Origin of the sequence: Pseudarthrobacter sp. SL88 (genome assembly GCF_026672455.1) — a bacterium.
Lineage (GTDB): Bacteria > Actinomycetota > Actinomycetes > Actinomycetales > Micrococcaceae > Arthrobacter.
This window is the reverse complement of the sequence record NZ_JAPPRD010000001.1, coordinates 3,407,604-3,429,877: the sequence shown is the minus strand read 5'-3', so window position 1 is coordinate 3,429,877 and position 22,274 is coordinate 3,407,604. Positions and strand designations below refer to the sequence as shown.

22 protein-coding genes and 2 pseudogenes are annotated in these 22,274 nt (G+C 66.1%); 18 read left to right on the top strand and 6 right to left on the bottom strand.

Annotated features, from left to right (window positions below):
• The first annotated feature begins 191 nt into the window (after positions 1–191).
• From OVA06_RS15490 to OVA06_RS15465, 6 genes are all read left to right on the top strand, one after another.
• On the top strand, positions 192–1,790 hold the full coding sequence (locus OVA06_RS15490; protein WP_268159492.1) for a glycoside hydrolase family 68 protein: 1,599 nt from the start codon (positions 192–194) through the stop codon (positions 1,788–1,790).
• 227 nt (positions 1,791–2,017) lie between these two features.
• On the top strand, positions 2,018–2,479 hold the full coding sequence (locus tag OVA06_RS15485) for an Asp23/Gls24 family envelope stress response protein (RefSeq protein ID WP_261620128.1): 462 nt from the start codon (positions 2,018–2,020) through the stop codon (positions 2,477–2,479).
• The gene (locus OVA06_RS15480; protein ID WP_268159490.1) at positions 2,476–2,667 is read left to right on the top strand and encodes a hypothetical protein; all 192 of its coding nucleotides are present in this window, start codon (positions 2,476–2,478) and stop codon (positions 2,665–2,667) included. Before OVA06_RS15485 ends, OVA06_RS15480 begins: the two co-directional genes overlap by 4 nt.
• The gene (locus tag OVA06_RS15475; protein WP_268159488.1) at positions 2,664–3,041 is read left to right on the top strand and encodes a hypothetical protein; all 378 of its coding nucleotides are present in this window, start codon (positions 2,664–2,666) and stop codon (positions 3,039–3,041) included. The genes OVA06_RS15480 and OVA06_RS15475 overlap by 4 nt, the downstream gene beginning before the upstream one ends.
• Entirely contained in the window at positions 3,038–3,694 is a 657-nt protein-coding gene (locus tag OVA06_RS15470; protein WP_442793556.1) for a hypothetical protein, read from the top strand. Before OVA06_RS15475 ends, OVA06_RS15470 begins: the two co-directional genes overlap by 4 nt.
• The gene (locus OVA06_RS15465; protein ID WP_268159486.1) at positions 3,691–4,302 is read left to right on the top strand and encodes a hypothetical protein; all 612 of its coding nucleotides are present in this window, start codon (positions 3,691–3,693) and stop codon (positions 4,300–4,302) included. The genes OVA06_RS15470 and OVA06_RS15465 overlap by 4 nt, the downstream gene beginning before the upstream one ends.
• Before the next feature lie 34 nt (positions 4,303–4,336).
• On the opposite strand, the gene OVA06_RS15460 is transcribed toward OVA06_RS15465, so the two are convergent.
• Positions 4,337–6,175: a glycoside hydrolase family 13 protein gene (locus OVA06_RS15460; protein ID WP_268159484.1), complete on the bottom strand. Its 1,839-nt coding sequence runs from the start codon at positions 6,173–6,175 to the stop codon at positions 4,337–4,339.
• Between the two features lie 139 nt (positions 6,176–6,314).
• Between OVA06_RS15460 and OVA06_RS15455 the strand changes: the two are divergent.
• The 5 genes and pseudogenes from OVA06_RS15455 to OVA06_RS15435 all read left to right on the top strand — a co-directional run bounded on the left by OVA06_RS15455 (position 6,315) and on the right by OVA06_RS15435 (position 10,963).
• Positions 6,315–7,602: pseudogene (locus OVA06_RS15455) on the top strand (ABC transporter substrate-binding protein).
• Positions 7,603–7,608: 6 nt separating this feature from the next.
• Positions 7,609–8,646 carry a carbohydrate ABC transporter permease gene (locus OVA06_RS15450; protein WP_056076934.1) on the top strand — a complete coding sequence of 346 codons (1,038 nt, stop codon included), beginning with the start codon at positions 7,609–7,611 and terminating at the stop codon, positions 8,644–8,646.
• On the top strand, positions 8,643–9,539 hold the full coding sequence (locus tag OVA06_RS15445) for a carbohydrate ABC transporter permease (protein WP_056076932.1): 897 nt from the start codon (positions 8,643–8,645) through the stop codon (positions 9,537–9,539). Before OVA06_RS15450 ends, OVA06_RS15445 begins: the two co-directional genes overlap by 4 nt.
• Complete coding sequence (locus OVA06_RS15440) at positions 9,536–9,784, top strand: hypothetical protein (protein WP_015935850.1); 249 nt, start codon at positions 9,536–9,538, stop codon at positions 9,782–9,784. Before OVA06_RS15445 ends, OVA06_RS15440 begins: the two co-directional genes overlap by 4 nt.
• A gap of 126 nt (positions 9,785–9,910) precedes the next feature.
• Positions 9,911–10,963 carry a LacI family DNA-binding transcriptional regulator gene (locus tag OVA06_RS15435; protein WP_056076930.1) on the top strand — a complete coding sequence of 351 codons (1,053 nt, stop codon included), beginning with the start codon at positions 9,911–9,913 and terminating at the stop codon, positions 10,961–10,963.
• A gap of 45 nt (positions 10,964–11,008) precedes the next feature.
• Here the strand turns inward: OVA06_RS15435 and OVA06_RS15430 are convergent, their stop codons facing one another.
• Together OVA06_RS15430 and OVA06_RS15425 are read right to left on the bottom strand one after the other, a co-directional pair.
• The gene (locus tag OVA06_RS15430; RefSeq protein WP_268159481.1) at positions 11,009–11,902 is read right to left on the bottom strand and encodes a hypothetical protein; all 894 of its coding nucleotides are present in this window, start codon (positions 11,900–11,902) and stop codon (positions 11,009–11,011) included.
• A 34-nt stretch (positions 11,903–11,936) separates the two neighbouring features.
• Positions 11,937–12,743 (bottom strand): exodeoxyribonuclease III, encoded by an 807-nt coding sequence (locus tag OVA06_RS15425; RefSeq protein WP_268159479.1) that lies wholly within the window; start codon positions 12,741–12,743, stop codon positions 11,937–11,939.
• 197 nt (positions 12,744–12,940) lie between these two features.
• Between OVA06_RS15425 and OVA06_RS15420 the strand changes: the two genes are divergently transcribed.
• From OVA06_RS15420 to OVA06_RS15405, 4 genes and pseudogenes are all read left to right on the top strand, one after another.
• The gene (locus OVA06_RS15420; RefSeq protein ID WP_268159477.1) at positions 12,941–14,440 is read left to right on the top strand and encodes a CoA-acylating methylmalonate-semialdehyde dehydrogenase; all 1,500 of its coding nucleotides are present in this window, start codon (positions 12,941–12,943) and stop codon (positions 14,438–14,440) included.
• A pseudogene (locus OVA06_RS15415) lies at positions 14,440–15,504 on the top strand (enoyl-CoA hydratase/isomerase family protein); the annotation flags it as partial. The gene OVA06_RS15420 and the pseudogene OVA06_RS15415, both read left to right, overlap by 1 nt.
• Before the next feature lie 42 nt (positions 15,505–15,546).
• A complete protein-coding gene (gene mmsB, locus OVA06_RS15410; RefSeq protein ID WP_268160810.1) occupies positions 15,547–16,506 on the top strand; it encodes a 3-hydroxyisobutyrate dehydrogenase in 960 nt (319 codons plus the stop codon).
• Entirely contained in the window at positions 16,503–17,279 is a 777-nt protein-coding gene (locus OVA06_RS15405) for an enoyl-CoA hydratase (protein WP_056076917.1), read from the top strand. Before mmsB ends, OVA06_RS15405 begins: the two co-directional genes overlap by 4 nt.
• On the opposite strand, the gene OVA06_RS15400 is transcribed toward OVA06_RS15405, so the two are convergent.
• Complete coding sequence (locus tag OVA06_RS15400; protein WP_268159475.1) at positions 17,266–18,240, bottom strand: NAD(P)/FAD-dependent oxidoreductase; 975 nt, start codon at positions 18,238–18,240, stop codon at positions 17,266–17,268. The two genes, OVA06_RS15405 and OVA06_RS15400, sit on opposite strands and share 14 nt — an antisense overlap.
• 65 nt (positions 18,241–18,305) lie before the next feature.
• Between OVA06_RS15400 and OVA06_RS15395 the strand changes: the two genes are divergently transcribed.
• Together OVA06_RS15395 and OVA06_RS15390 are read left to right on the top strand one after the other, a co-directional pair.
• The gene (locus OVA06_RS15395; protein ID WP_268159473.1) at positions 18,306–18,902 is read left to right on the top strand and encodes a helix-turn-helix domain-containing protein; all 597 of its coding nucleotides are present in this window, start codon (positions 18,306–18,308) and stop codon (positions 18,900–18,902) included.
• Positions 18,903–19,000: 98 nt separating this feature from the next.
• Entirely contained in the window at positions 19,001–19,654 is a 654-nt protein-coding gene (locus tag OVA06_RS15390; protein WP_261620137.1) for a DedA family protein, read from the top strand.
• Between the two features lie 6 nt (positions 19,655–19,660).
• On the opposite strand, the gene OVA06_RS15385 is transcribed toward OVA06_RS15390, so the two are convergent.
• Entirely contained in the window at positions 19,661–20,173 is a 513-nt protein-coding gene (locus tag OVA06_RS15385) for a MarR family winged helix-turn-helix transcriptional regulator (RefSeq protein ID WP_056076909.1), read from the bottom strand.
• Positions 20,174–20,239: 66 nt separating this feature from the next.
• Here OVA06_RS15385 and OVA06_RS15380 point away from each other — a divergent pair, with 66 nt between their 5' ends.
• Complete coding sequence (locus OVA06_RS15380) at positions 20,240–21,430, top strand: acyl-CoA dehydrogenase family protein (RefSeq protein ID WP_268159468.1); 1,191 nt, start codon at positions 20,240–20,242, stop codon at positions 21,428–21,430.
• Between the two features lie 16 nt (positions 21,431–21,446).
• Here the strand turns inward: OVA06_RS15380 and OVA06_RS15375 are convergent, their stop codons facing one another.
• Positions 21,447–22,232, bottom strand: a complete 786-nt coding sequence (locus tag OVA06_RS15375) for a MerR family transcriptional regulator (RefSeq protein ID WP_268159467.1) — start codon at positions 22,230–22,232, stop codon at positions 21,447–21,449.
• Positions 22,233–22,274 lie beyond the last annotated feature (42 nt).

Genomic DNA, 22,274 nt, shown 5'->3' with positions numbered 1-22,274 from the left:
TTGAAACCGGCCCGGACATCGCCCCGATGTCGCCAGGGCCCGCTTCGGGACTCCACCCAGGTCCCGCCCCCCCGTTACAAAGGCGTCCCTGACGACGCCTGCCGTGTCGCTGGGGGATCCGCCGGAGTGCGGGGAACCAGGGCATCCGCCCGTCTTCCACGAACAGTTTGAACTCCGCGAGAAGAGCAAAAATGCACAAGCACCCCCAATCACCCCGGAAGCTGCGGTGGCGGACCGCCGCCGCAGCCCTGGCGGCCTCCGTTGCGGCCTCGGCCTTCCTGGCCGTCCCCTCGGCACAGGCCAACGAACCCGCTGACCCGCCGGCCGCCCAGCAGCTCCCGTCGCCCACGCCCGGCTTCCCCCTCCCCACCAAGCACACCCAGCAGGCTCTTGACCCGGCGTCGGACTTCACCTCGAAGTGGACCCGTGCGGACGCCAAGCAGATCATGGCGCAGAGCAACCCTTCCGTTGCGCCGGGCCAGAACTCCATGAGCCCCGACGTCACCATGCCGGAAATCCCTGAGGACTTTCCGGCCATGAATGACGACGTTTGGGTTTGGGACACCTGGTCCCTGACGGATGAAAACGCCAACCAGATCAGCTACAAGGGCTACGACGTCATCTTCTCCCTGGTGGCCGACCGCCATGCCGGCTACGGCTTCGACCAGCGCCACTGGAACGCCCGCATCGGATACTTCTTCCGCAAGACCAACGCCGATCCGGCGAAGGACAAGTGGAACTACGGCGGACACCTGTTCCTGGACAACACGTCCATCGGCAACACCGAATGGTCCGGCTCCACCCGCCTGATGCAGGGCAACCAGGTCAACGTCTTCTACACGGCCACCACGTTCCACGATGTGGCAGAGCGCAACGCCGGTGGCGGCGGAATCGCTCCCGACGCAGCCATCGCCAAGGCACTGGGCAAGATCCATGCCGACAGGAACGGCGTGACGTTCGACGGCTTCCAGCACACCAAGCTGCTGGAGCCGGACGGCAAGCTGTACCAGAACAAAGCCCAGAACCCGGGTTTTGCCTTCCGCGACCCGTACACGTTCGCTGACCCGGCCCACCCGGGCAAGACCTACATGGTCTTTGAAGGCAACACCGCCGGAAACCGCGGCGACTACCAGTGCAAGGGCGAGGACCTGGGCTACCAGCCGGGCGATCCGCACGCTGAGAAGCTGACCGATGTCCAGAACACCGGCGCCAACTACCAGACCGCAAACGTGGGCCTGGCCGTCGCCGACAACAAGGACCTCACCAAGTGGTCCTTCCTTCCGCCGATCCTGTCCGCCAACTGCGTCAACGACCAGACTGAGCGTCCGCAGATCTTCATCCAGAATGAAGACGGCAAGAACAAGTACTACCTCTACACGATCAGCCACCAGTTCACCTATGCGGACGGCATGCGCGGTCCCGACGGCGTCTACGGCTTCGTGGGCGACGGCATCCGCTCCGACTACCAGCCGGTCAACAACAGCGGCCTGGCGCTCGGCTCACCCACCGACCTGAACCTTCCGGCCAACAACCCGAGCGGAACCATCTCGGGCCAGCAGAACGGCCGCCAGTTCCAGGCCTACTCGCACTACGTCCAGCCCAATGGCCTGGTGCAGTCGTTCATCGACAACGTCAACGGCGTCCGCGGCGGCTCCCTGTCCCCGACCGTCAAGATCAACTTCAAGAACGGCGTGACCCAGGTGGACCGCGGCTTCGGCCAGAACGGCCTCGGCCCGCTCGGCTACCTGCCCACCAACAAGCGCATTGGCGGCGAAGGCCTCTACAAGTAGCAAGACCGCGGCACCTGCCGCTTCCGCCGCCCGAACGGGCGGCACCGCTCAGGCGGGGATGTCCTTGGGGGCCTCCCCGCCTGGGCCTTTTAACTGTCCCGCTCAACTGTTGTCATGCCCCGCACCGCTGTCCGGGGCGATTCGGCTGCACCTGTCGCCGAGCGATTCCAGCACATCACCGCAGGCTGGGGATAGGGTTGGAAACAAAAGATAGGGGGAAGTGCCTGATGGAATACCAGAACCCACAACCCACACCGGGTGTCCACCGCGGGGCCGTGCCGGTTCCCGCTGCGGTGCCCGGGCCGGGCCGCACCGTCATTTCCGAAACCGCCGTGGCCAAGGTTGCCGGTATTGCCGCGAGGGCGGTCCCCGGCGTCTACTCCCTTGGCTCGGGCCCGTCCCGGGCGCTGGGTGCCATCCGGGACGCCGTGGGCAGCACCGACCATGCCACGGGAGTCCGGGCGGAAGTCGGCGAAACGCAGGTGGCTGTGGACATCAGCCTGGTTGCCAGTTACGGCACGCCCCTGCATTCGTTGGCCAACCAGGTCCGCGCCGCGGTCTACCGGGCCGTGGAGGAACTCGTAGGGCTGCAGGTGATTGAGGTGAACGTGGAGGTTACCGACGTCTACGTGCCGCCGCCCGTCAAGCCGCCAGCGGCCGGCTCTCCGGAAAGGGAGGCATTGCTGTGAACCTCACCCTGGCAGGCATCGCGATGGGTGCCTTTGTTGCTTTCATGTCCCTGCAGTTCGGACTCTGGGGCTTCCTCGTTTCCTTGCTCTTCATGGCCATCGGAGCGCTCCTGGGCCGCGCCGCCGAAGGAAAGCTGGACCTGCGCGGCGTCCTTGACGCCATCACGGGCCGGCGTTCATCGTCATGAGCGCGCCGGCGCCGGCAGTGCCGGGGCAGGTGCTCAACGGCCATAACCGGATCAGCACGCAGGCGCTGACCAGCCTCGCCAAGGCAGCGGCGGCGAGCGAGTTCGGCGTTGACGCCCAGGACGTCCGTGCCGACTGGGCGGACGACGACGGGCTGCTGGCTTTGTCGCTTGTCACGCCTATCAGGATCCCCCCGTTGCAGGCGGCGATGGAGCCGGGACGGATTGACTTGGTGGGCGGTTCCATCTGGCAGCGTACGGTGCAGGCCAAGGCCCGCATTCTGGCAACCGTGACCGAGCTCAGCGGAGCAAGCCTGAGCCGGGTGGACATCAGGATCAGCGGGGCAAGGATCAGCGAAGGAGGCCGGGTTCAGTGAGCAGCAGCGTGGAGATGCGGGACAGTGATGTCCGCGCCGGCAAGGGCGGACGCCACACTGGCCGGAGCCCGGACATGGCCAGGATCGTGCGCCGGGAAACACGTTCGACGCGTGCCGGTGCTGCCATCGTTGCCGCAGTGGTGGTCATGGCGCTGGCCGGGTACGGATTGCTGGAGGCTGCGGTGCACGCCATTGGCCAGCCGCCCTGGCTGATCGAACCGCAGGTCGCCGCCGAGCGGCTGACGGCGCTTCCCGCCGGGATTTCACCCCTCCTCCTGGGCGCCATCGGTGCCGTGCTTGCCATGGTGGGCCTGGTCTTCTTCCTCAACGGCGTGGGACCGGGGCGCCGCGCCCGGCACACGCTCGCTGGCGGCTGGCTCGAATCCGGGCGTCCCGCCGTCGTCATTGACGACGAAGTGATCGCTTCGTCGCTGGCCCGCCGGGCGCGCCTGGCAGCAAACGTCACACCGGAGCAAGTGATGGTGGTGGTCTCGCAGCGCCAGGTCATGGTCAACCTCCGGCCCACGTCGGGCGTGCCAGTCGATGGTGACGCGGTGCTGGACGCCGTCCGGGAGGAAATGGATCAGATGGCGCTCGATCCAGCACCGGAAGTCCGTATTAATGTCGCACCGTCCGGGGTGGTGGGGGCATGAACAGCACACCAACCGTCCTGAACCGGATCCTCCTCACCCTGCTCGGCCTGAAACTGCTGGCGGTGGGCCTCCTGCTGGTCCTGCTGGCCACCGTTCCCGCCGTCGCAGCGTGGTGGCACCCCTGGTCCGCGGCAGCCTGGAGCACCGCCAACGATGCCTTCAACGCCACCCGGTTCCCTGGCCGGACGGAAAGCTGGCTCTGGATGGTGGTGGCATTCGCCCTCCTGGTCCTGATCGGACTGATGGTTGCCTGGGTGGCCCAGCAAGGTAAGGGCCGGTCGAACCTTTTAGCGTCCGAGTACGGTCCCGGGGAAGTCCCGGGCGATGTCCGGATCGGCGCGGGAGTGGCTGAACAGGCACTCAAGCAGGCGCTCGCCGGCCGACCGGATCTTGCCTCGTCCAGCGTGACCACCTACGACGTCAAAGGCACCCCGACACTGAGGATCCGGCTGCTGCCCCGCCAGGGGGTGGCGCCGCATCTTCTGGCCGCCGAAGTCTCCGGGCTGGTTGATGCCCTTGACGCAGTGGTGGGCAGGAAGACGCCAGTCCTGATCCACATCGGCGCCGGGGCCCGGACCCGCTTCGGTAGGGCCGAGCGCGTCCGCTGACACCGGTGCGTTCCCGCGTGGGCGTGGCTAAGGCCTAATCCTGCTGGCGCTGGGCGTCCCCTGGATGAGGAGTGGTTTTCTTCTGCAGGTACACGGTGCAGTCCACGGGAACCTCCTGCATGCCTGCCCACTCTGCCCGCGGTTCCGGTCCGCTGGATACCGCCACAGCGTAGCCGCCAGGCACCGGGGCGCTGGCGAATCCCATGTTGGCAATGACCAGCACGTCCCCGTTGGTGAAGGCCAGCACGCCGCTCCCAGGTGAATGGGCTTCTGCCCATTCGATGCTGCCCACACCCAATTTTTCCGCCGCCCGGAAGGCCAGTGCGGCGCGATACAGCTCCAGCGTGGACCCCTCCGTACCGTCCTGCAGGTCCGCTGCGTGCGGGCCGAAGCTCTCCGGCTGCGGCAGCCAGGGTTCTGCGGCGTTCTGAGCAGGGTCCGAGAATCCGAAGCCCGAAGCCCCGGCAGTCCATGGCAACGGCACCCGGCAGCCGTCCCTGCCTATTTCGGCGCCCCGGGTGCGGAAGAACGTGGGATCCTGCCGTGCCCCGGCGGGAAGCGTGGTGTGCTCCGGCAGGCCGAGTTCCTCGCCCTGGTACAGGTAGGCCGAGCCGGGAAGCGCCAGCGACACCAGGGTGGCGGCACGGGCCCGCGCCAGTCCCAGTGAGGCGTCCGGCTGTTCGTCGTCCGGGCCAATGCCCTTGGGAAAGGACGTGGGATCGGGCAGGCCAAAGCGGGTGGTGTGCCGGACTGTGTCATGGTTGCTGAGCACCCAGGTACACGGTGCACCCACGGTGGCCGCAGCGGCCAGGGAGGTGTCGATGGCCGCGGCCATCCGTTCCGCGTCCCAGCCTGCCAGCAGGAAGTCGAAGTTGAACGCCTGCTGCATCTCGTCCTGGCGGACGTAGCGGGCCAGCCGTTCCGCCGGTTCAACCCAGGCTTCGGCCACGAGCATGCGGTCGGGACCGTACCCGGAGAGCACCTTGTGCCAGTCGCGGTAGATCGCGTGGACACCTTCCTGGTCGAAGAAGGGCGACGGCGGATATACCGGCGATACTGCACGGTGCGGTTCTTCGGCGTCGGTGTGGGCGGCGGGGGCATCGCCGGGGAGCAGGGGGTCCCGGCGCGGGGGAGTGCCCTCCACCATGGCGGCCACGCCGTCCCAGTCGGGCAATCCGGCCTCCTTGACGAGTCCGTGGGCCACGTCCACCCGGAAGCCGTCCACACCCCGGTCCAGCCAGAACCGAAGGACGGACCGCATCTCGTCCTGGACCTCGCCGTTGTCCCAGTTCAGGTCCGGCTGCCTGGTGTCGAAGAGGTGGAGGTACCACTCTCCGTCCTGGCCGCCGGCGTCGGTGACCCGGGTCCAGGCGGGGCCGCCGAAGATCGACTTCCAGTTGTTGGGTGGCCTGTTGCCGTCCCCGGACCCCGGCTCAGAATCCTTGCCTGGCCGGAAGATGTACCTGTCCCTCTCGGCGGACCCCGGCGGCGCCGCCAGCGCTTCACGGAACCACAGGTGCTCATCCGAGGTGTGGTTGGGAACCAGGTCAACGATGACCTTCAGTCCCCGCCCGTGAGCATCCTGCAACATGCTGTCGAAGTCGGCCAGGGATCCGAACAGGGGGTCCACCTGGCGGTAGTCGGCCACGTCGTAGCCGCCGTCCGCCTGGGGTGATCTATAGAAAGGGGAGAGCCAGACAGCGTCCACGCCCAGCCGCTCCAAGTACGGCAGGTGGGTGGTCACGCCACGAAGATCACCCATTCCGTCACCGTTAGCGTCCGCGAAGGAGCGGGGATACACCTGGTAGACCACAGCATCGGCCCACCATTCGCGGCTGCTGCTCCGGGGGCCTGGAACGGACGGGTTGGACATTTGGTTCCCCTTAGATAACTTTTTGATGTAAACGCTTGCATGAACCGCAGCAACCTTACTAGTGTGACAGGCACCACATCAACCTCACCAACAACCGCAGTGTCGACTTACTTGTCTCTCAGCGAGGAGCTTCAAGCCAATGAAAACCCCTAGATTCCTTCTGCCGGTTGCCACGGCCGGTGTTCTGGCCCTTTCCCTGTCCGCCTGTGCCGGCGGAGGAGGTGGCGGAACCTCGGGCGGCGGCAGCGACGCTGAAGCCAACCTCGACAGCCGGGGCCCCATTACGTACGTGCAGGGCAAGGACAACAGCAACGTCGTCCGTCCGCTGATCGAGAAGTGGAACGCCGCGCACCCGGACGAAAAGGTCACCTTCAAGGAGCAGACCGACAACGCCGACCAGCAGCACGATGACTTGGTGCAGAACTTCCAGGCCAAGAACGCCGACTACGACGTCGCCAGCGTGGACGTCGTCTGGACGGCCGAGTTCGCCGCCAAGGGATGGCTCCAGCCGCTCAAGGACAAGATGGCTATCGACACCAAGGGCATGCTGGAGCCCACCATCGAGGCAGGCTCTTACAAGGGCACCCTCTATGCGGCTCCGGTTTCCTCCGATGGCGGCATCCTCTACTACCGCAAGGACCTGGTTCCCGAGGCCCCCAAGACGTGGGACGAGATGATGGGCATGTGCTCCATCGCCAAGCAGAACAACATCGGCTGCTACGCCGGGCAGTTCAAGCAGTATGAGGGCCTTACCGTCAACGCTTCCGAAGCCATCAACTCGGCCGGTGGATCTGTCCTGAATGATGACGGCAAGCCGAACCTGAACACCCCCGAGGCCGAAGCAGGCCTGAACAACCTGGTAGAGGCCTTCAAGAACGGCAACATCCCGGCTGAAGCCATCACCTACCAGGAAGAGGAAAGCCGCCGGGCCTTCCAGGACGGCAAGCTCCTGTTCCTCCGCAACTGGCCGTACGTCTACAACCTGGCCACCACTGAAGGATCCTCCAAGGTCAAGGATGTTTTGGGCATGGCTGCTCTTCCGGGCAAGGACGGCCCCCGGGGCCTCCTCCCTCGGCGGCCACAGCGCAGCCGTCAGCGTCTACTCCGACCACAAGGCCACGTCCCTGGACTTCGTGAAGTTCCTGGTCGAGGAAGAACAGCAGAAGTTCTTCGCAACCCAGGGTTCGCTGGCCCCGGTTCTCGGTGACCTTTACCAGGACCAGGAACTGGTTGCCAAACTGCCTTACCTGCCGGTGCTCAAGACTTCCATCGAGAATGCTGTTCCCCGGCCGGTAACCCCGTTCTACCCTGCAGTCACCAAGGCCATCCAGGACAACGCCTACGCGGCGCTGAAGGGTGAAAAGCCCGCCAAGGATGCCCTCTCCGACATGCAGAAGTCCATCGAGACCGCCGGCGCAGGATCGTAAACTGCCATGGCTACCGAATTGGGCCCGACGCCGGTAAAGCAGCCGGCGTCGGGCGCCGCCCCGGTCCATCACGGACCAAAAGGGGTAGGCGAAGACAACAGGATTGCCAGCCAGGGCCGGTGGGCTTCCTGGTTGCTGGCTCCGACAATCGTCGCGCTGGCCATTGTGATCGTGTACCCGATCATCAGCGCTATCGTGATGTCCTTCCAGAAGGATGCCGGGCTCGATCCCGTCACCGGACTCTTCACCGACGGCGGCGCGGCCGGCATCCAGAACTACGTGAACTGGCTTGGGCAGCAGTGTGCTGCCCAAGGCGGCGGAACCGTGGCTTGTCCGCCGGGCACCCTCGGCGGGCAGTTCTGGACCGCAACGGCCACCACCTTCTTCTTCACAGTGGTGACAGTCGGGTTTGAAACCGTCCTGGGCTTTTGGATGGCCATGATCATGGCACGGAGCTTCAAGGGCCGCAGCCTGGTCCGGGCTGCCGTCCTGGTGCCGTGGGCTATTCCCACCGCCGTCACCGCGCAGCTGTGGCTGTTCATGTTCGACTTCAACGGCATCATCAACAAGCTGTTCAATGTCTCCATCCTGTGGACCGGCAGTGAGTGGCCCGCCAAGTGGGCGGTCATCATCGCCGACACGTGGAAGACCACGCCCTTCATGGCCCTGCTGATTCTGGCCGGCCTGCAGATGATTCCTGCCGAGGTCTACGAGGCATCAAAGGTGGACGGGGCCAGTGCCTGGCAGCGCTTCCGACTGATTACCCTGCCGCTGGTCAAGCCCGCCCTGATGGTCGCCATCCTGTTCCGTACCCTTGACGCGCTGAGGATGTTCGATCTGCCGTATATCCTCACCGGCGGTGCCAACAACACCACTACGCTGTCCATCCTGGTGATCAATCAAATCAGACAGGGATTCAACTCGGCGGCGGCGCTGTCAACCATCACATTCATCATCATTTTCCTGGTCGCCTTCATTTTCGTCAGGTTCCTCGGAGCGAACGTGGTGGAGCAGAGCGGCGCCAGCGGTAAGGGGAAGAAATGACCGCGGCAACTGCCCCAGCGTCTCTCCGGGCGCAGCAGGACAAGGGACGCAAGGCAGCCCAGAACAAGGAGAAATGGGCCAGCGCCAGGACGTACATCAGCGCCGCGGTCATCCTGATCTGGTGCCTGGCGCCAGCCTACTGGATGGTGGTGACGGCGTTCCGCGAGGTGGGCTTCACTTACGACACCACGCCGTGGCCAACCCACGTCACGCTGGACAACTTCCTCACTGCCTTCGACACATCGTTTGGCAACAAGTTCGGCCAGGCGCTGCTGAACAGCATCATCATCGGCGTGACAGTCACGGTAGTCTCGCTCGTCATCGGCGTCTTTGCCGCGTACGCGCTGGCCCGGCTTAACTTCCGGTTCAAGTACCTGGTATTGGGCTTCATCTTGGGCGCCTCGATGTTCCCGGGTGTTGCCCTGATCACGCCGCTGTTCCAGCTCTTCACGAACATTGGCTGGATGGGCACCTATCAGGCGCTGATCATTCCGAACATCTCGTTCGTCCTGCCGCTGACCGTCTACACACTGACGTCCTTCTTCCGGGAAATGCCCTGGGAGTTGGAGGAATCAGCCCGCGTTGACGGTTGCACGCAGGGTCAGGCGTTTCGCAAGGTGATCATGCCGCTGGCGGCTCCGGCCATCTTCACGACGGCCATCCTGGCATTCATCTCCTCATGGAATGAATTCCTGATTGCCAGCCAGCTGTCGAATGAACGAACCCAGCCGGTGACGGTTGCCATTGCCAGCTTCGCTGGTGCGCAGCCCAATCAGATCCCGTATACGGCCATCATGGCCGCGGGAACCATCGTCACCATTCCGCTGGTGATCCTGGTGCTGGTCTTCCAGCGCAAGATTGTTGCCGGCCTGACGGCAGGTGCAGTCAAGTGACAGGCGACGCTTCCCGCTCCCGGGCTCCGGGAGCGGGAAGCACACGCCGACGCGTCCGTTCGGGCGAAGACTTTGACATCATCATCGGGTTCCTCGGCTTCTGGGCCCTGGTCCTGCTGGTGGTGACCGTCTGGATGGAAGTGACCGCGCAACCGGCCCTGGGCTGGGCCTTGGGGTTGCTGGCAACCCTCCTGGCGCTCTACGGCATGATCCGGCTCCGCCGCAAACTTCCGGACCGGAGGTAGCCGTCACAGAACGGGTTACGTCCTGCGCGGTTAACACCGCATCCACGCAGAATGCGAAAATACGAATTCTTGGGGGTAACGCAGGGCGGACAGCCTTACGCTGCAAGGAGTAATTGAGGGGACACCGTGGCACGCACAACAGAGAGATCCCAGCGGGGCGGCCATAACGGAGTCAGTATCGAGGACGTTGCCGCCGCCGCCGGTGTATCAACCGCCACGGTGTCCCGGGCCGTACGGGGCCTGCCCAGGGTTTCGCCGGCCACCCGCGAGAAGATCCTGGAGGTCGCAGGAAACCTCGGTTACGTGGCATCCTCCTCGGCCTCGGGGCTGGCCACGGGGAGAACCAAAACCATCGGCGTGCTGGCCCCGTTTGTTAGCCGCTGGTTCTTTTCCAAGGCCATCGAGGGGGCCGACCGGGAACTCCATGCCCGGCAGTACAACCTCTCGCTGTTCAACCTGGGCGGGCACGGCAGCAACCGGGAACGGCTCTTCAGCAAGACCATGGTCTACAAGCAGATCGACGCCCTGCTGGTCCTTTGTATGGCGCTGACCCCCGAAGAGCTGGACCACCTGCAAAAAATCGACATCCCCCTGGTGGTGGTGGGCGGGCATGTCGAGGAGTGCGCCTACATCGGCATCGATGATTACGCGGCCGCTTCCACCGCTGTCCGGCACCTGATCGACCTCGGCCACCGGGACATCGCCCTGCTCCACGGCGACGACGAAACGGACCTGAATTTCGATGTTCCCCGGGTCCGCATCCTGGCCTTCAGGGACGTGATGACGGCCGCCGGCCTGAAGATCCGCCCCGAATGGGACCAATGGGGAGACTTTACGGTCCGCAGCGGGCAGGAAGCATTCCGGCGGCTGTGGTCCGGGTCCGAGGCCAAGCCCACCGCAATCTTCTGTGCCTCGGACGAGATGGCCATGGGCGTCATCTTCGAGGCCGCCCGCATCGGCGTCAACGTACCTGCGGACCTGTCAGTGGTGGGCATCGACAACCACGACTTTGCCGAAGCCATGGGCCTGACTACAGTGGGGCAGCGGCCGGACGAGCAGGCGGAGCTGGCCACCAAGATGCTTCTCGACGAACTGGACGGACAGGAAGGGGCGGTGCAGTCCGCCGTCGCGCCGCACGAACTGATGGTCCGAAGGACCACGGCGCCACCCCTGCACTGACCGGTCCCTGGGCGGAAATGCCCGGACGGGGAAGGGCGCCGGACCTCAGGAGGCGCGGGCCAACTGCCGGATGGGGATCCAGCGCGAGGCCAGCCGCCGGTAGGCCGCAGCCGCACCGGTCATGTCGCCCTCTGCCAGGCATTCGATGCCGAGCCTGATGTCCGTGGGGGAGTCGTCCGGGTAGACCTTGTCCGCTACGGATCCGTAGTCCAGTTCAATCATCGACTCCACATGGAACTGCTCCAGCCATTCGGTCAGCTGGGCAAGATCGTCCAGCATGTCGAGGTCCGGGGCGGCCAGTGCAAGGTTGGCAACGGCGTAGCGGGCACGTTCCAGCGCATCCGTAATTGACGCCCACACCCGGACCGTGACGATACGGCCGGCGGCCTCCACGACGTCCTTGTGGTCCGACTCCATGAACAGCGAAAACCAGCTGAAGGGGATGCCCCACGTGGACGCCCTGGTGTGTACCCGCGTGGAACCGTCCCGCGCCTTGACCAGGTCGATGCGTTCCTGGTGCCTGTCCCGCTGTTCTTCGGGGATCAGCAGTTCCGCGAGCGGGCCGTGGATTCCTTCCATCAGTGCATTCGCGGCCAGCCCGGCACGGAGCACCAGCTGGCTGGGGCAGTACAGGAGTTCCGGCTCGGCCTCCGGGCCGCCGTCGCCGTCAGTGGTCTCCCCGGGCTGGGCTGCCGGGGCGGCGGTGACCCGCACCAGATCGGTGCGGCCGGTAGGGAACGGATCACCGCCGGGGCGGGTGATCCGTCCCAGCGAGGCGAGGAGTTCGGCGTTCTCGACGGCGGCACGTGAGGCAGTGTGCGCCCCGGCCGCCTGGATGGCTTTCCGCTGTTCCTGCGGGAAGGCGTCAAGGGGTTCGTAGACGCGGAGGGTGGAGGAAAACGGCAGGCCTGCCTGGCCCCGGTAGAGGTTGCCCGTCACTGCGGTCTCCTTGGCTGGGTCCAGGACGTTGTCATCAGTCCGCCAGTTCCACCAGGACGGGGGCGTGGTCCGATGCGCCCTTGCCTTTGCGCTCTTCCCGGTCGATGGAGGCGCCGGTGACCCGGGCGGCCAGAGCCTTCGAGGCCAGGACGAAGTCGATGCGCATGCCTTCCTTCTTGGGGAACCGCAGCTGGGTGTAGTCCCAGTAGGTGTAGACGCCGGGGCCGGGAGTGTACGGCCGGACGACGTCGGTGAAACCTGCAGTCTCGAAGGCATGGAAGGCGGCGCGCTCCGGCGGGCTGACGTGGGTGTACCGGTTGTTGACGAAGAGGTCGATGTCCCAGACGTCGTCGTCGAAGGGGGCGATGTTCCAGTCACCCATCAGTGCCACCTGGGCCTCGGGATTTTCTGTCACCAGGCCCTGGGCATGGGTCTTCAGGCTCTCGAGCCACTTGAGCTTGTAGGGCATGTGTTCGTCATCCAGGGAGCGGCCGTTGGGGATGTACAGGCTCCAGATCCGGACGCCGCCGCAGGTGGCGGCCATGGCGCGGGCTTCCTGCACCGGGTCCTTGCCCGCCTTGCCGAAGGCCGGCTGGTCCAGGAACGTGCGCTCCACGTCCTCCAGCCCCACACGGGAGGCGATGGCCACGCCGTTCCACTGGTTCACGCCGAAGTGGGCCACCTCGTAGCCCATGCGTTCGAAGAGCTCCCAGGGAAAGTTGTCGTCCTTGCACTTCGTTTCCTGGATGGCCAGGACGTCGCAGTCGCTGCGCTGGAGCCAGGCTTCAACACGGTCGGCGCGGGCACGGAGCGAGTTCACATTCCAGGTAGCTATCTTCACGCCTCCTAACTTACCGTGGCTGCCGCACCGCAGGTAAAGCAGCCGGTAAAGCCCGCGCGGCGGCCCCCAGGCCCGGCGGAGCGGGCCGAAGCGGCCGCGGACGACGCGATGGAATTTAGTAGGAAGTCCGAGTATATTCGCAACCAGAATGACCTGGGTCACTAAAAGCCGGATCACATGCAAAGGGGCATCCAGCCATGGTGCGCGAGCTTTCCCATTACATTGGCGGCAGCCACGCCGGCGGAACCTCCGGACGGTTTGGTGACGTTTTTGACCCGTGCACCGGCGAAGTGCAGGCGCGCGTGCCGCTCGCGGGCCGGGACGAAGTGCAGTCCGCGGTGGCTGCCGCCGCGCAGGACCAGCCGGAATGGGCGGCGTTGAACCCGCAGCGGCGGGGCCGGATCCTGCTGAAGTTCGTAGACCTGGTGAACCGGAACATGGACGAGCTGGCCAGGCTGCTGTCGTCTGAACACGGCAAGACCCTGGCCGACTCCATCGGTGACATTCAACGCGGACTGGAGGTGGTGGAGTTTGCTGCCGGCGCGCCGCACCTGCTCAAGGGCGAGTTCTCCAGCGACGCCGGCCAGGGCATCGACATCCACTCGCTGCGGCAACCCCTGGGCGTCGTCGCCGGCATCACCCCCTTCAACTTTCCCGCCATGATCCCGCTTTGGAAGGCCGGCCCCGCCCTCGCCGCCGGTAACGCCTTCGTGCTCAAACCTTCGGAACGGGACCCGTCCGTGCCGCTGCGGCTCGCGGAATTGTTCAGCGAAGCGGGTGTTCCTGACGGTGTCTTCAGCGTGGTGAACGGGGACAAGGAAGCCGTGGACGCCCTCCTTGAGGATCCCCGCGTGAAAGCGGTCGGTTTCGTGGGTTCCACACCCATTGCCCAGTACATCTACGCCAAGGCGGCCGCCCACGGAAAGCGGGCCCAGTGCTTCGGCGGGGCCAAGAACCACATGGTGGTGATGCCGGATGCGGACCTGGACCAGGCGGCGGATGCCCTTATCGGTTCAGGCTACGGCTCGGGAGGAGAGCGCTGCATGGCGATTTCCGTGGCCGTGCCGGTAGGTGAGGACACCGCCAACAGGCTGGTGGCCCGGCTGGAGGAACGCGTCCGGAAACTTACGGTAGGCCACAGCCTCGACCGCGACTCGGACTTCGGGCCAGTGGTGTCCGCGGCCGCGAGGGACCGTATCGAGGGACTCATCAGTTCAGGCGTGGACGACGGCGCCACCCTCCTCGCCGATGGACGCGGCCTCACGGTCAGCGGCTACCCCGGCGGTTTCTGGGTGGGTCCGACGCTCTTCGACCACGTCACCCCGGACATGGCCATCTACCGCAATGAAATCTTCGGGCCGGTACTGGGTGTGGTCCGCGCCGCCACCTACGACGAAGCCCTCCGGCTTTGTACCAATAACCCGTTCGGCAACGGCGTGGCCATCTTCACGCGCGACGGCGACTCCGCCCGGGACTTCGCCACCAGGGTGGATGTGGGCATGGTGGGGGTCAACGTCCCTATTCCGGTGCCGCTGGCCTACTACACGTTCGGCGGCTGGAAGGCCTCGGGGTTCGGGGACCTGAACCAGCACGGGGCGGACGCCTTCCGCTTCTATACCAAGACCAAAACGGTCACCACGCGGTGGCCCTCAGGAATACGCCACGGCGCCAGCTTCGTGATGCCGGAAGGAAGCTGATGACGGACACGGCCGCCACGCCTGACGCGGAAGTGCTCTTCACCCGGCGGGGCCGGCTGGCGGTGGCAACGCTCAACCGGCCCAAGGCCGTCAACGCACTCACCGCCGGGATGGTGGAGGCACTGCTGCGGCAGCTCACCGAATGGGCGGAGGACGCCAGCGTCAGCACGGTCCTGGTGCAGGGCGCCGGCGGCCGGGGTTTGTGCGCCGGGGGAGACATCGTGGCGATTTACCGCGACATCCTCCGGGGAGGAGACGATACGGCGGACTTCTGGCAGGCCGAGTACCGGCTGAATTACCTGATCTCCCGGTACCCGAAGCCCTACGTCGCGCTGATGGACGGGTTGGTATTGGGCGGCGGCGTGGGAATCTCGGCGCACGGCTCGGTCCGCGTGGTCACCGAGCGGACCAGGACCGGCATGCCGGAGACCACCATTGGGTTTGCGCCCGACGTCGGCGGGACGCTTTTGCTGGCCGGCGCACCAGGGGAGGCGGGAACCCATGCAGCCCTCACCGGTGCCCACCTCGATGGTGCGGACGCGCTGTTCCTCGGCCTGGCAGACCACTACGTTCCGTCCGGCAGGCTCGACGAACTCACGGCAGCGCTGGAAAACGAAACCCCGGAAGACGCCGTCGGACGCTTGGCCGTGGACCCGCCGCCGTCCGGACTTGCCGGGCAGCGGCAGTGGATCGACAGCTGCTACGACTCTGCAGACGCGGAAGAAATCGTGGGGCGGCTGCGGGCCTGGGCCGGGGACGGCAGCGCCGAAGCGTCCCAGGCTGCAGACACCATCGAGGCGAAGTCCCCCACCTCCGTCAAGGTCACCCTGGCGTCGCTGCGGCGGGTGGCGGGGATGCCCCTGGACCGGGCGCTGGCGCAGGAGTACCGGGTGGGCCTGCGGTTCCTGGCGGCCCCCGATTTCCGCGAAGGCATCCGGGCGCAGGTGGTGGACAAGGACCGCACCCCGCACTGGAGGCCGCCCACTCTGGCAGAGGTATCGCCGGAGCAGGTTGAACGCTTTTTTGGATCGCTCGGCAGCAGGGAACTGGACCTCGGGCCAGTCCGGAGCAGGAGCCGGAGGCGGCACAACAAGAGGAGGCGGACAGTGCCTGACACTTACACCGTAGCGTTCCTGGGGCTCGGCCACATGGGCGGACCGATGGCCGTGAACCTGGTCAGGGCCGGGCACCGGGTGGCCGGGTACGACGTCGTGCCGGCCGCCTTGGACGCGGCCCGCTCCGCCGGCGTCCCGGTGGTTGGAAGTGTTGCCGGGGCCGTGCCGGACGCGGACGTGGTACTCACCATGTTTCCCAGCGGCCGGCATGTCCTGGACGCCTACCGCGGTAGCGGGGACCAGCCGGGACTGCTGGAGCTTGCCGCGCCAGGAACCATGTTCCTGGACTGTTCCACCATCAACGTCGACGAAGCCAGGGAAGCGGCGCAGCTGGCGCTCGGCGCCGGGCACCGGTCCGTGGATGCTCCCGTGTCCGGCGGCGTGGTGGGCGCGGAGGCCGGAACGCTCACCTTCATGGTGGGCGGTGAAGAGGACGACTTCGACGCCGTCAGGCCGCTCCTCGATGTCATGGGCAAGCGCATCGTTCATTGCGGAGCCCACGGGGCCGGCCAGGCGGCGAAGGTATGCAACAACCTGATCCTGGGCGTCTCGATGATCGCCGTCAGCGAGGCCTTTGTCCTCGGCGAGAAGCTGGGGCTGAGCCACCAGGCGCTGTTCGACGTCGCCTCCGCCGCATCCGGGCAATGCTGGGCCCTGACCACCAACTGCCCGGTGCCCGGCCCGGTTCCCACCAGTCCGGCCAACCGCGGCTACCAGCCGGGATTCGCCGGCGCGCTGATGGCCAAGGACCTTAACCTTGCCCTCAACGCCCTGCACAGCACCGGGGTGGCCGGCCGGATGGGGACGCTTGCCGCAGAAATCTACGATACGTTTGCGGCGGAAGGCGGCGCCGGCCAGGACTTCTCCGCGATCATCAACGACATCCGCGAAAAGTCCGGCACCGCGCCGCACAAGACCGCAACAGCGCACGACGACGGGAGTCCTGAATGACGGAGTACGCCAACATCCTGGTGGAACAGCGCGGCAGGGTGGGGCTGGTGACCCTTAACCGGCCCCAGGCCCTGAATGCACTGAACAAAGCCACCATGGAGGAACTGGTGCACGCCGTCAGCGCCATGGACGCTGACCCCGGAACCGGCGCCGTGGTGATCACCGGCTCAGGGAAAGCCTTTGCGGCCGGCGCCGACATCAAGGAAATGGCCGCCCAGGGCTACATGGACATGTACGCCGCGGACTGGTTCCGCGGCTGGGAGGACTTCACCCGGCTCCGTATCCCCACCGTTGCTGCTGTATCCGGGTTTGCCCTGGGCGGCGGCTGCGAACTGGCCATGATGTGCGATCTCCTCATCGCCGGGGACAATGCCAAGTTCGGCCAGCCCGAAATCAACCTCGGCGTCCTTCCCGGCATGGGCGGCTCGCAGCGGCTCACCCGGGCCGTGGGCAAGGCCAAGGCCATGGACCTGATCCTTACCGGGCGGTTCATCGGAGCCGAGGAAGCCGAGCGGTCCGGCCTGGTGTCCCGCGTGGTACCCGCAGAGGACGTGGTGGCCGAAGCCCTCAAAGCCGCCGAAGTAATTGCCGGCAAATCAAAGCCGGTGGCGATGGTTGCCAAGGAAGCCGTGAACGCCGCCTTCGAAACCGGGCTGGCCCAGGGTGTCATGTTTGAGCGCCGGCTCTTCCACTCCCTGTTCGCCACCGAGGACCAGAAGGAAGGCATGGCGGCGTTCACGGAAAAGCGCGAACCGGAGTTCAGGCACCGGTAACAGCCAGCGACTCCCGGTAGGCCGCGAGGTCGCGGTCCATCTCCTCGGCCATCAGGGAGTTATTGATCATCACGGCGGTCCACGACGCGGCCGCAGCGGATGCCAGGACCTGCGCCCTCATATCCGTGACATTGCCGGCGGCCCAGACGCCGGGCACTGACGTGGCGCCTTCCGCATCGGTTTCCAGGTAATCCCCGATTCCCATTGGATGCGGAACCGCCGCCAGGCCGAGGCCGCTGAACGGGTCAAGGCGGGCGTGCACCCGGCTACCCACGACGACGGCGTCCACCGCCACCTCCGGGCCGCCAGCCAGCACCACAGCCTTGAGCGCATCGCCGTGGACCCGCACGGTCTCGACGGGGCCGGGAACCACCTTCACACCCCGGGCAGCCAATTGCTCGGGTTCGTCTCCGGAGGGCTCCACCACGTCATTGAGGAACAGGGTGATGTTGCTGCTCCATTGCCGGAACAGCAGGGCCTGGTGCACAGACCACGGACCGGTGCCCAGAACGCCGATGGCCTGGTCCCGGACCTCCCATCCATGGCAGAACGGGCAGTGCAGTACGTCCCGGCCCCAGCGCTCGCGCAGGCCCGGGATGTCCGGCAGCTCGTCCACCAGGCCCGTGGTGATCAGGAGCCGCCGCCCATGAAGCCGCCGGCCGTCGTCGAGCGTTACCTCGAAGCCCTGCTCCGCGCCGCCTCCGGCAGCCACTACCGTGCCGTTGATGATGTCCGCGCCATAGTGCTGCGCCTGGTCGCGGCCAGTGGCGAGGAGTTCTGCCGGGCTGATTCCGTCGCGTGAAAGGAATCCGTGCACGCCGTGCGCCGGGGCATTGCGGGGCTCACCGCCGTCCACCACCGCCACCCGCCGCCGGCTCCGGCCCAGCATCAGCGCGGCGCTCAGGCCGGCGGCCCCACCGCCTACTACCAGTACGTCGTAAAAGGAGTTCTGTTCAGTCATGCATTCATCGTGTTCCCCGCCCCAAGTTCTGGCAAAGTAATTTGCCGATATGGCAAAATTGCCGGATGGATGAAAAGCTCGACGACGTCCTCTCCGCCGTTGGCCCGCGACTGAAGGCTTTACGCCTGCGCAGGGACGTCACGCTGACCGCGCTCGCAGCCGCCACGGGCATTTCCGTCAGCACGCTCTCCAGGCTCGAATCGGGCCAGCGGCGGCCCAACCTCGAACTCCTGCTTCCTCTTGCGCAGGCCCACCAGGTACCCCTCGACGAGCTGGTCGGCGCTCCGGCCACGGGGGACCCCCGCATCCACCTGCGTCCCATCACCGCCCACGGCATGACCATCATTCCGCTCACCCGCAAGCCCGGCGGTATCCAGGCCTACAAGCACATCGTTCCTGCCGGGCCGGTGGAGGAACCCAACCCACAGGTCCACGAGGGCTACGAATGGCTCTACGTGCTGAACGGCAAACTGCGGATGGTCCTGGGGGCCCGGGACCTGGTCCTGGGGGCGGGCGAAGCAGCGGAATTCGATACCCGGGTGCCGCACTGGTTCGGCCGGGCCGACGGGAAGGCCGTGGAGTTCCTCAGCCTGTTCGGCTCCCAGGGTGAGCGCATGCACATCCGGGCCCACCCGGCGGCCGGAAGAGCCCCGGGGGCCTAACCGCGCTCCGCGCTGCCAGCGGGCGTTCAGGTCCGTGCGGTAGACAGGACCTGCAGGGGTACAGTCGCGGAACGCAGTGGAAATCGGGGGAGCAGCCTATGTGGGCAACAGCGGCAGATGGAACGGGTGCGGCGGAGGGCCTGGGCGGGCTGGTGGGTGCCGCGGCCCAGGTGATCGAAAACCTCGGTGAATGGGGCGTTGGCGCCTTCACCCTCGCCGAAACCGTGGTCCCGCCCATTCCCAGCGAAGTGATCCTGCCGCTGGCCGGATACCTCGCCAAACAGGGCTCCCTGAACCTGGGGCTCATCTTCGTCACCAGTACGCTGGGCGCCTACCTCGGCGCACTCCTGCTGTACTGGCTCGGTGCCAAACTTGGGCTGGAGCGGTCGATCCGCGGCCTGTCGAAGCTGCCGCTGGTAGACCGTGAGGACTTCGAAAAGGCCGCAGGCTGGTTCACCCGGCACGGTAAGTCCTCGATCTTCTTTGGCCGGCTCCTGCCCGGCGTCCGCAGCCTGATCTCGCTTCCCGCCGGGGCGGCGGCGATGCCGCTCCTGACCTTTTCCGTCTTTACCCTGGCCGGCAGCGCCCTGTGGAACGGAGCGCTGATCGGGTTCGGGTACCTGCTGGGAACGCAGTACCACCTGATTGAGGGCTACTCGAAGTACCTGAACTACGCCGTCTACGCCGCCCTCGCCATCACCCTGGCCTGGCTGGTGGTCCGCCGGGTGAAGCGGGCGAAGGTAAACCGCTGACAGCAGTCAGGGACTGTCCTCGAAATCACCCGAACCCCTGCGGAAGTCGCCCAGGATCCGGATCAGCGCATCAACATCCTCCGGCGGAAATCCCGTCTCGCTGAAGACCTGGCTGTTGAGGGCCGCCGTCGAACGCTGAGCGACAGTACGGCCCTCCGCCGTGAGCCCCACCAGGGTGGTGCGGCCGTCGGTGGGGTGCGGCGAGCGGGCCACCAGGCCCGCGCGTTCCAAACGGTCCACGGCGTTGGTGACCGACGTCGGGTGAACCTGAAGCAGGGCGCTCGCCTTGTTCATTGGCAGGGCACCCTTCCGGGCGAAACTCAAGAGCGCCAGCAGTTCGTACCGGGCGAAGGTCAGGCCAAACGGTTTGAGGGCGGATTCGATCCTGGCCAGAAGGATCTGCTGGGTCCGCATAATTGCCGTAATGGCGGCCATGGGCGCTGCGACATCTGACCAGCCGCGGTCCTCCCAGTTCCGCCGGGCTTCGGCAATCGGATCCCGGGATAACGGTGTGCCCATAGCCAGCCCCTTTCCGAAAATCCTGTGAATATACTAGGACATCCAACCGTTTGGAAGGGAGGCGTTATGCCCGGACACTCCCACGACGGACCGGCGGAGATTCCCTATCCGGACGCGGATCTCCTGCACATCGTGCGGCTGCTTCCGCCCACGGAACAGGCCAGGTACGCGGAGATCCGGAACTACCTGCAGTCCGCCGTCAGGCCGGCCTCCATCGGCTACTGGAACCGGGAAGAGTTCCCGCGCGATGTAGTGGCCGGGATGGGCGCCCGCGGGCTGGGGGAATTGCAGCTGGACGGCAGTTCCGCCCTGTTCAAAGGCCTCATGTACGTGGAAGTGGCCAGGGCCGACGTCTCGCTCTCCGCCCTGGCCGGGATCCACAACGAACTCATCGTGGGCACCATCCACCACCTGGGGTCCGATGAGCAGAAGCGCAGGTGGCTCCCCGGTCTGAGGACCTTTGCGCAGCTGGGAGCTTTCGCCCTGACGGAGCCCGGCCATGGCTCCGACATCTCCCGCGGGCTCGAAACAACCGCCCGGCGGGACGGCGGCGAGTGGGTCCTCAACGGCACCAAACGCTGGATCGGCAGCGGGACCGTTGCCGATGTCGCCCTGGTCTGGGCCCGGGACACGGCTGACGGGCACCTCAAATGCTTTCTCGTGGAAACGGACCGCCCAGGCTACTCCGCCGCCAGGATTGAACACAAGATCGGCCTGCGGATCATGCAGAATGCCGATATCAGGCTGGAGGATGTACGCATACCGGCGGCCAACCTCCTGCCCGGGGCGTCAAGCTTCGCCTCGGCCAGCTTGTTGCTTCGGGACTCCCGGGCCTGGGTGGGCTGGCAGGCCGCCGGCATCCAGTTCGCTGCCTTCGATGTGGCCCGCAGCTACACGCTGAACCGCCGCCAGTTCGGCAGGGAACTCGCGGGGTTCCAGCTGGTCCAGCAGCAGCTCGCGGATATCCTCGGGAACGCCGCCGCTTCACTGGCCCTGATGGTCCAGCTGGCCCGGCTCCAGGAAGACGGGCTGCTGGAAATGGCACAGGCGGCCATGGCCAAGGCCACCACCACCAGGCTTGCCAGGGCCTCGGTGGCGATGGGGCGCTCGCTGCTGGGCGGCAACGGCATTACCAGCGACCACGAGATGGCAAAGCTTTTCGCAGACGCCGAGATCCTGTATACGTACGAGGGGAGTTACGAGATCAACTCGCTGCTGGTTGGAAGGGCCGTTACAGGAATCCAGGCGTTCACCTAGGACGCCAGGCGGACTGTTACAGGTTCCGGTCCGCGTAGGTCCGCAGAGCGTCCCGAACAAAAGTGGCTCCGGCCTCGCCCCCGTAGTTGGCGGCGAACCGTGGGTCTGCCACGTACATGTCCGCCAGGCCAGTGACGTAGCCTTTGATGTCCCCGCCGGCCTCGGCAGCGGGCGTTCCCGGGATGGAGCGGAGCCACGCCACGTGCCGGGCGGCAAGGTCCTGGGCTGCGTCGCCACCGGGGACCGCCCCGGAGCCTGCCGTTGCCAGCCAGTCCCGGCCCAGTCCTTCCGAGCGGGACTTCCACTCCCGCTTTTCGGCCTCGTCCATGCTCCGCCACCACGAGTCGCTTTTCGCGTAGGCGTCCTTTCCCCACCGCTCTTCCACTTCGTCTTTGTACTGCGTGTGGTCGAAGCCATCAAACATCTTCTCTGCCACGAGCTCTCCTCCTTGTTGCACTGTTTCGATTGTTCGGCGGACGGACCGGACTTGCCGGGCCAGGCGTTCCTGTTCCTGGCCCAGCCATTCAAGGTGCCGGGTCAGCGCCCGGACGGGGTCCGTCTGGTGCTGGAAGACTTCGGCGATGGCCGGCAGGCCCAGGCCCAGCTCCCGAAGGAGCAGGATCCGCTGCAGCTGTAGGAGGGCTCCGCCGTCGTAGTAGCGGTAGCCGTTGCTGCCCACCCTGGTGGGCTTCAGCAGGCCGATGTCATCGTAGTGGCGGAGGGTACGGCTGGTGGTTCCCGCCATCCTGGCCACGTCCTGGATGGGCCAGCCGCTGGCCCTGTCCTCTCCGGTTGCTTCCATGCTTCGAGCGTAGGGGTTGACGCAGCGTCAAGGTCAAGGGGA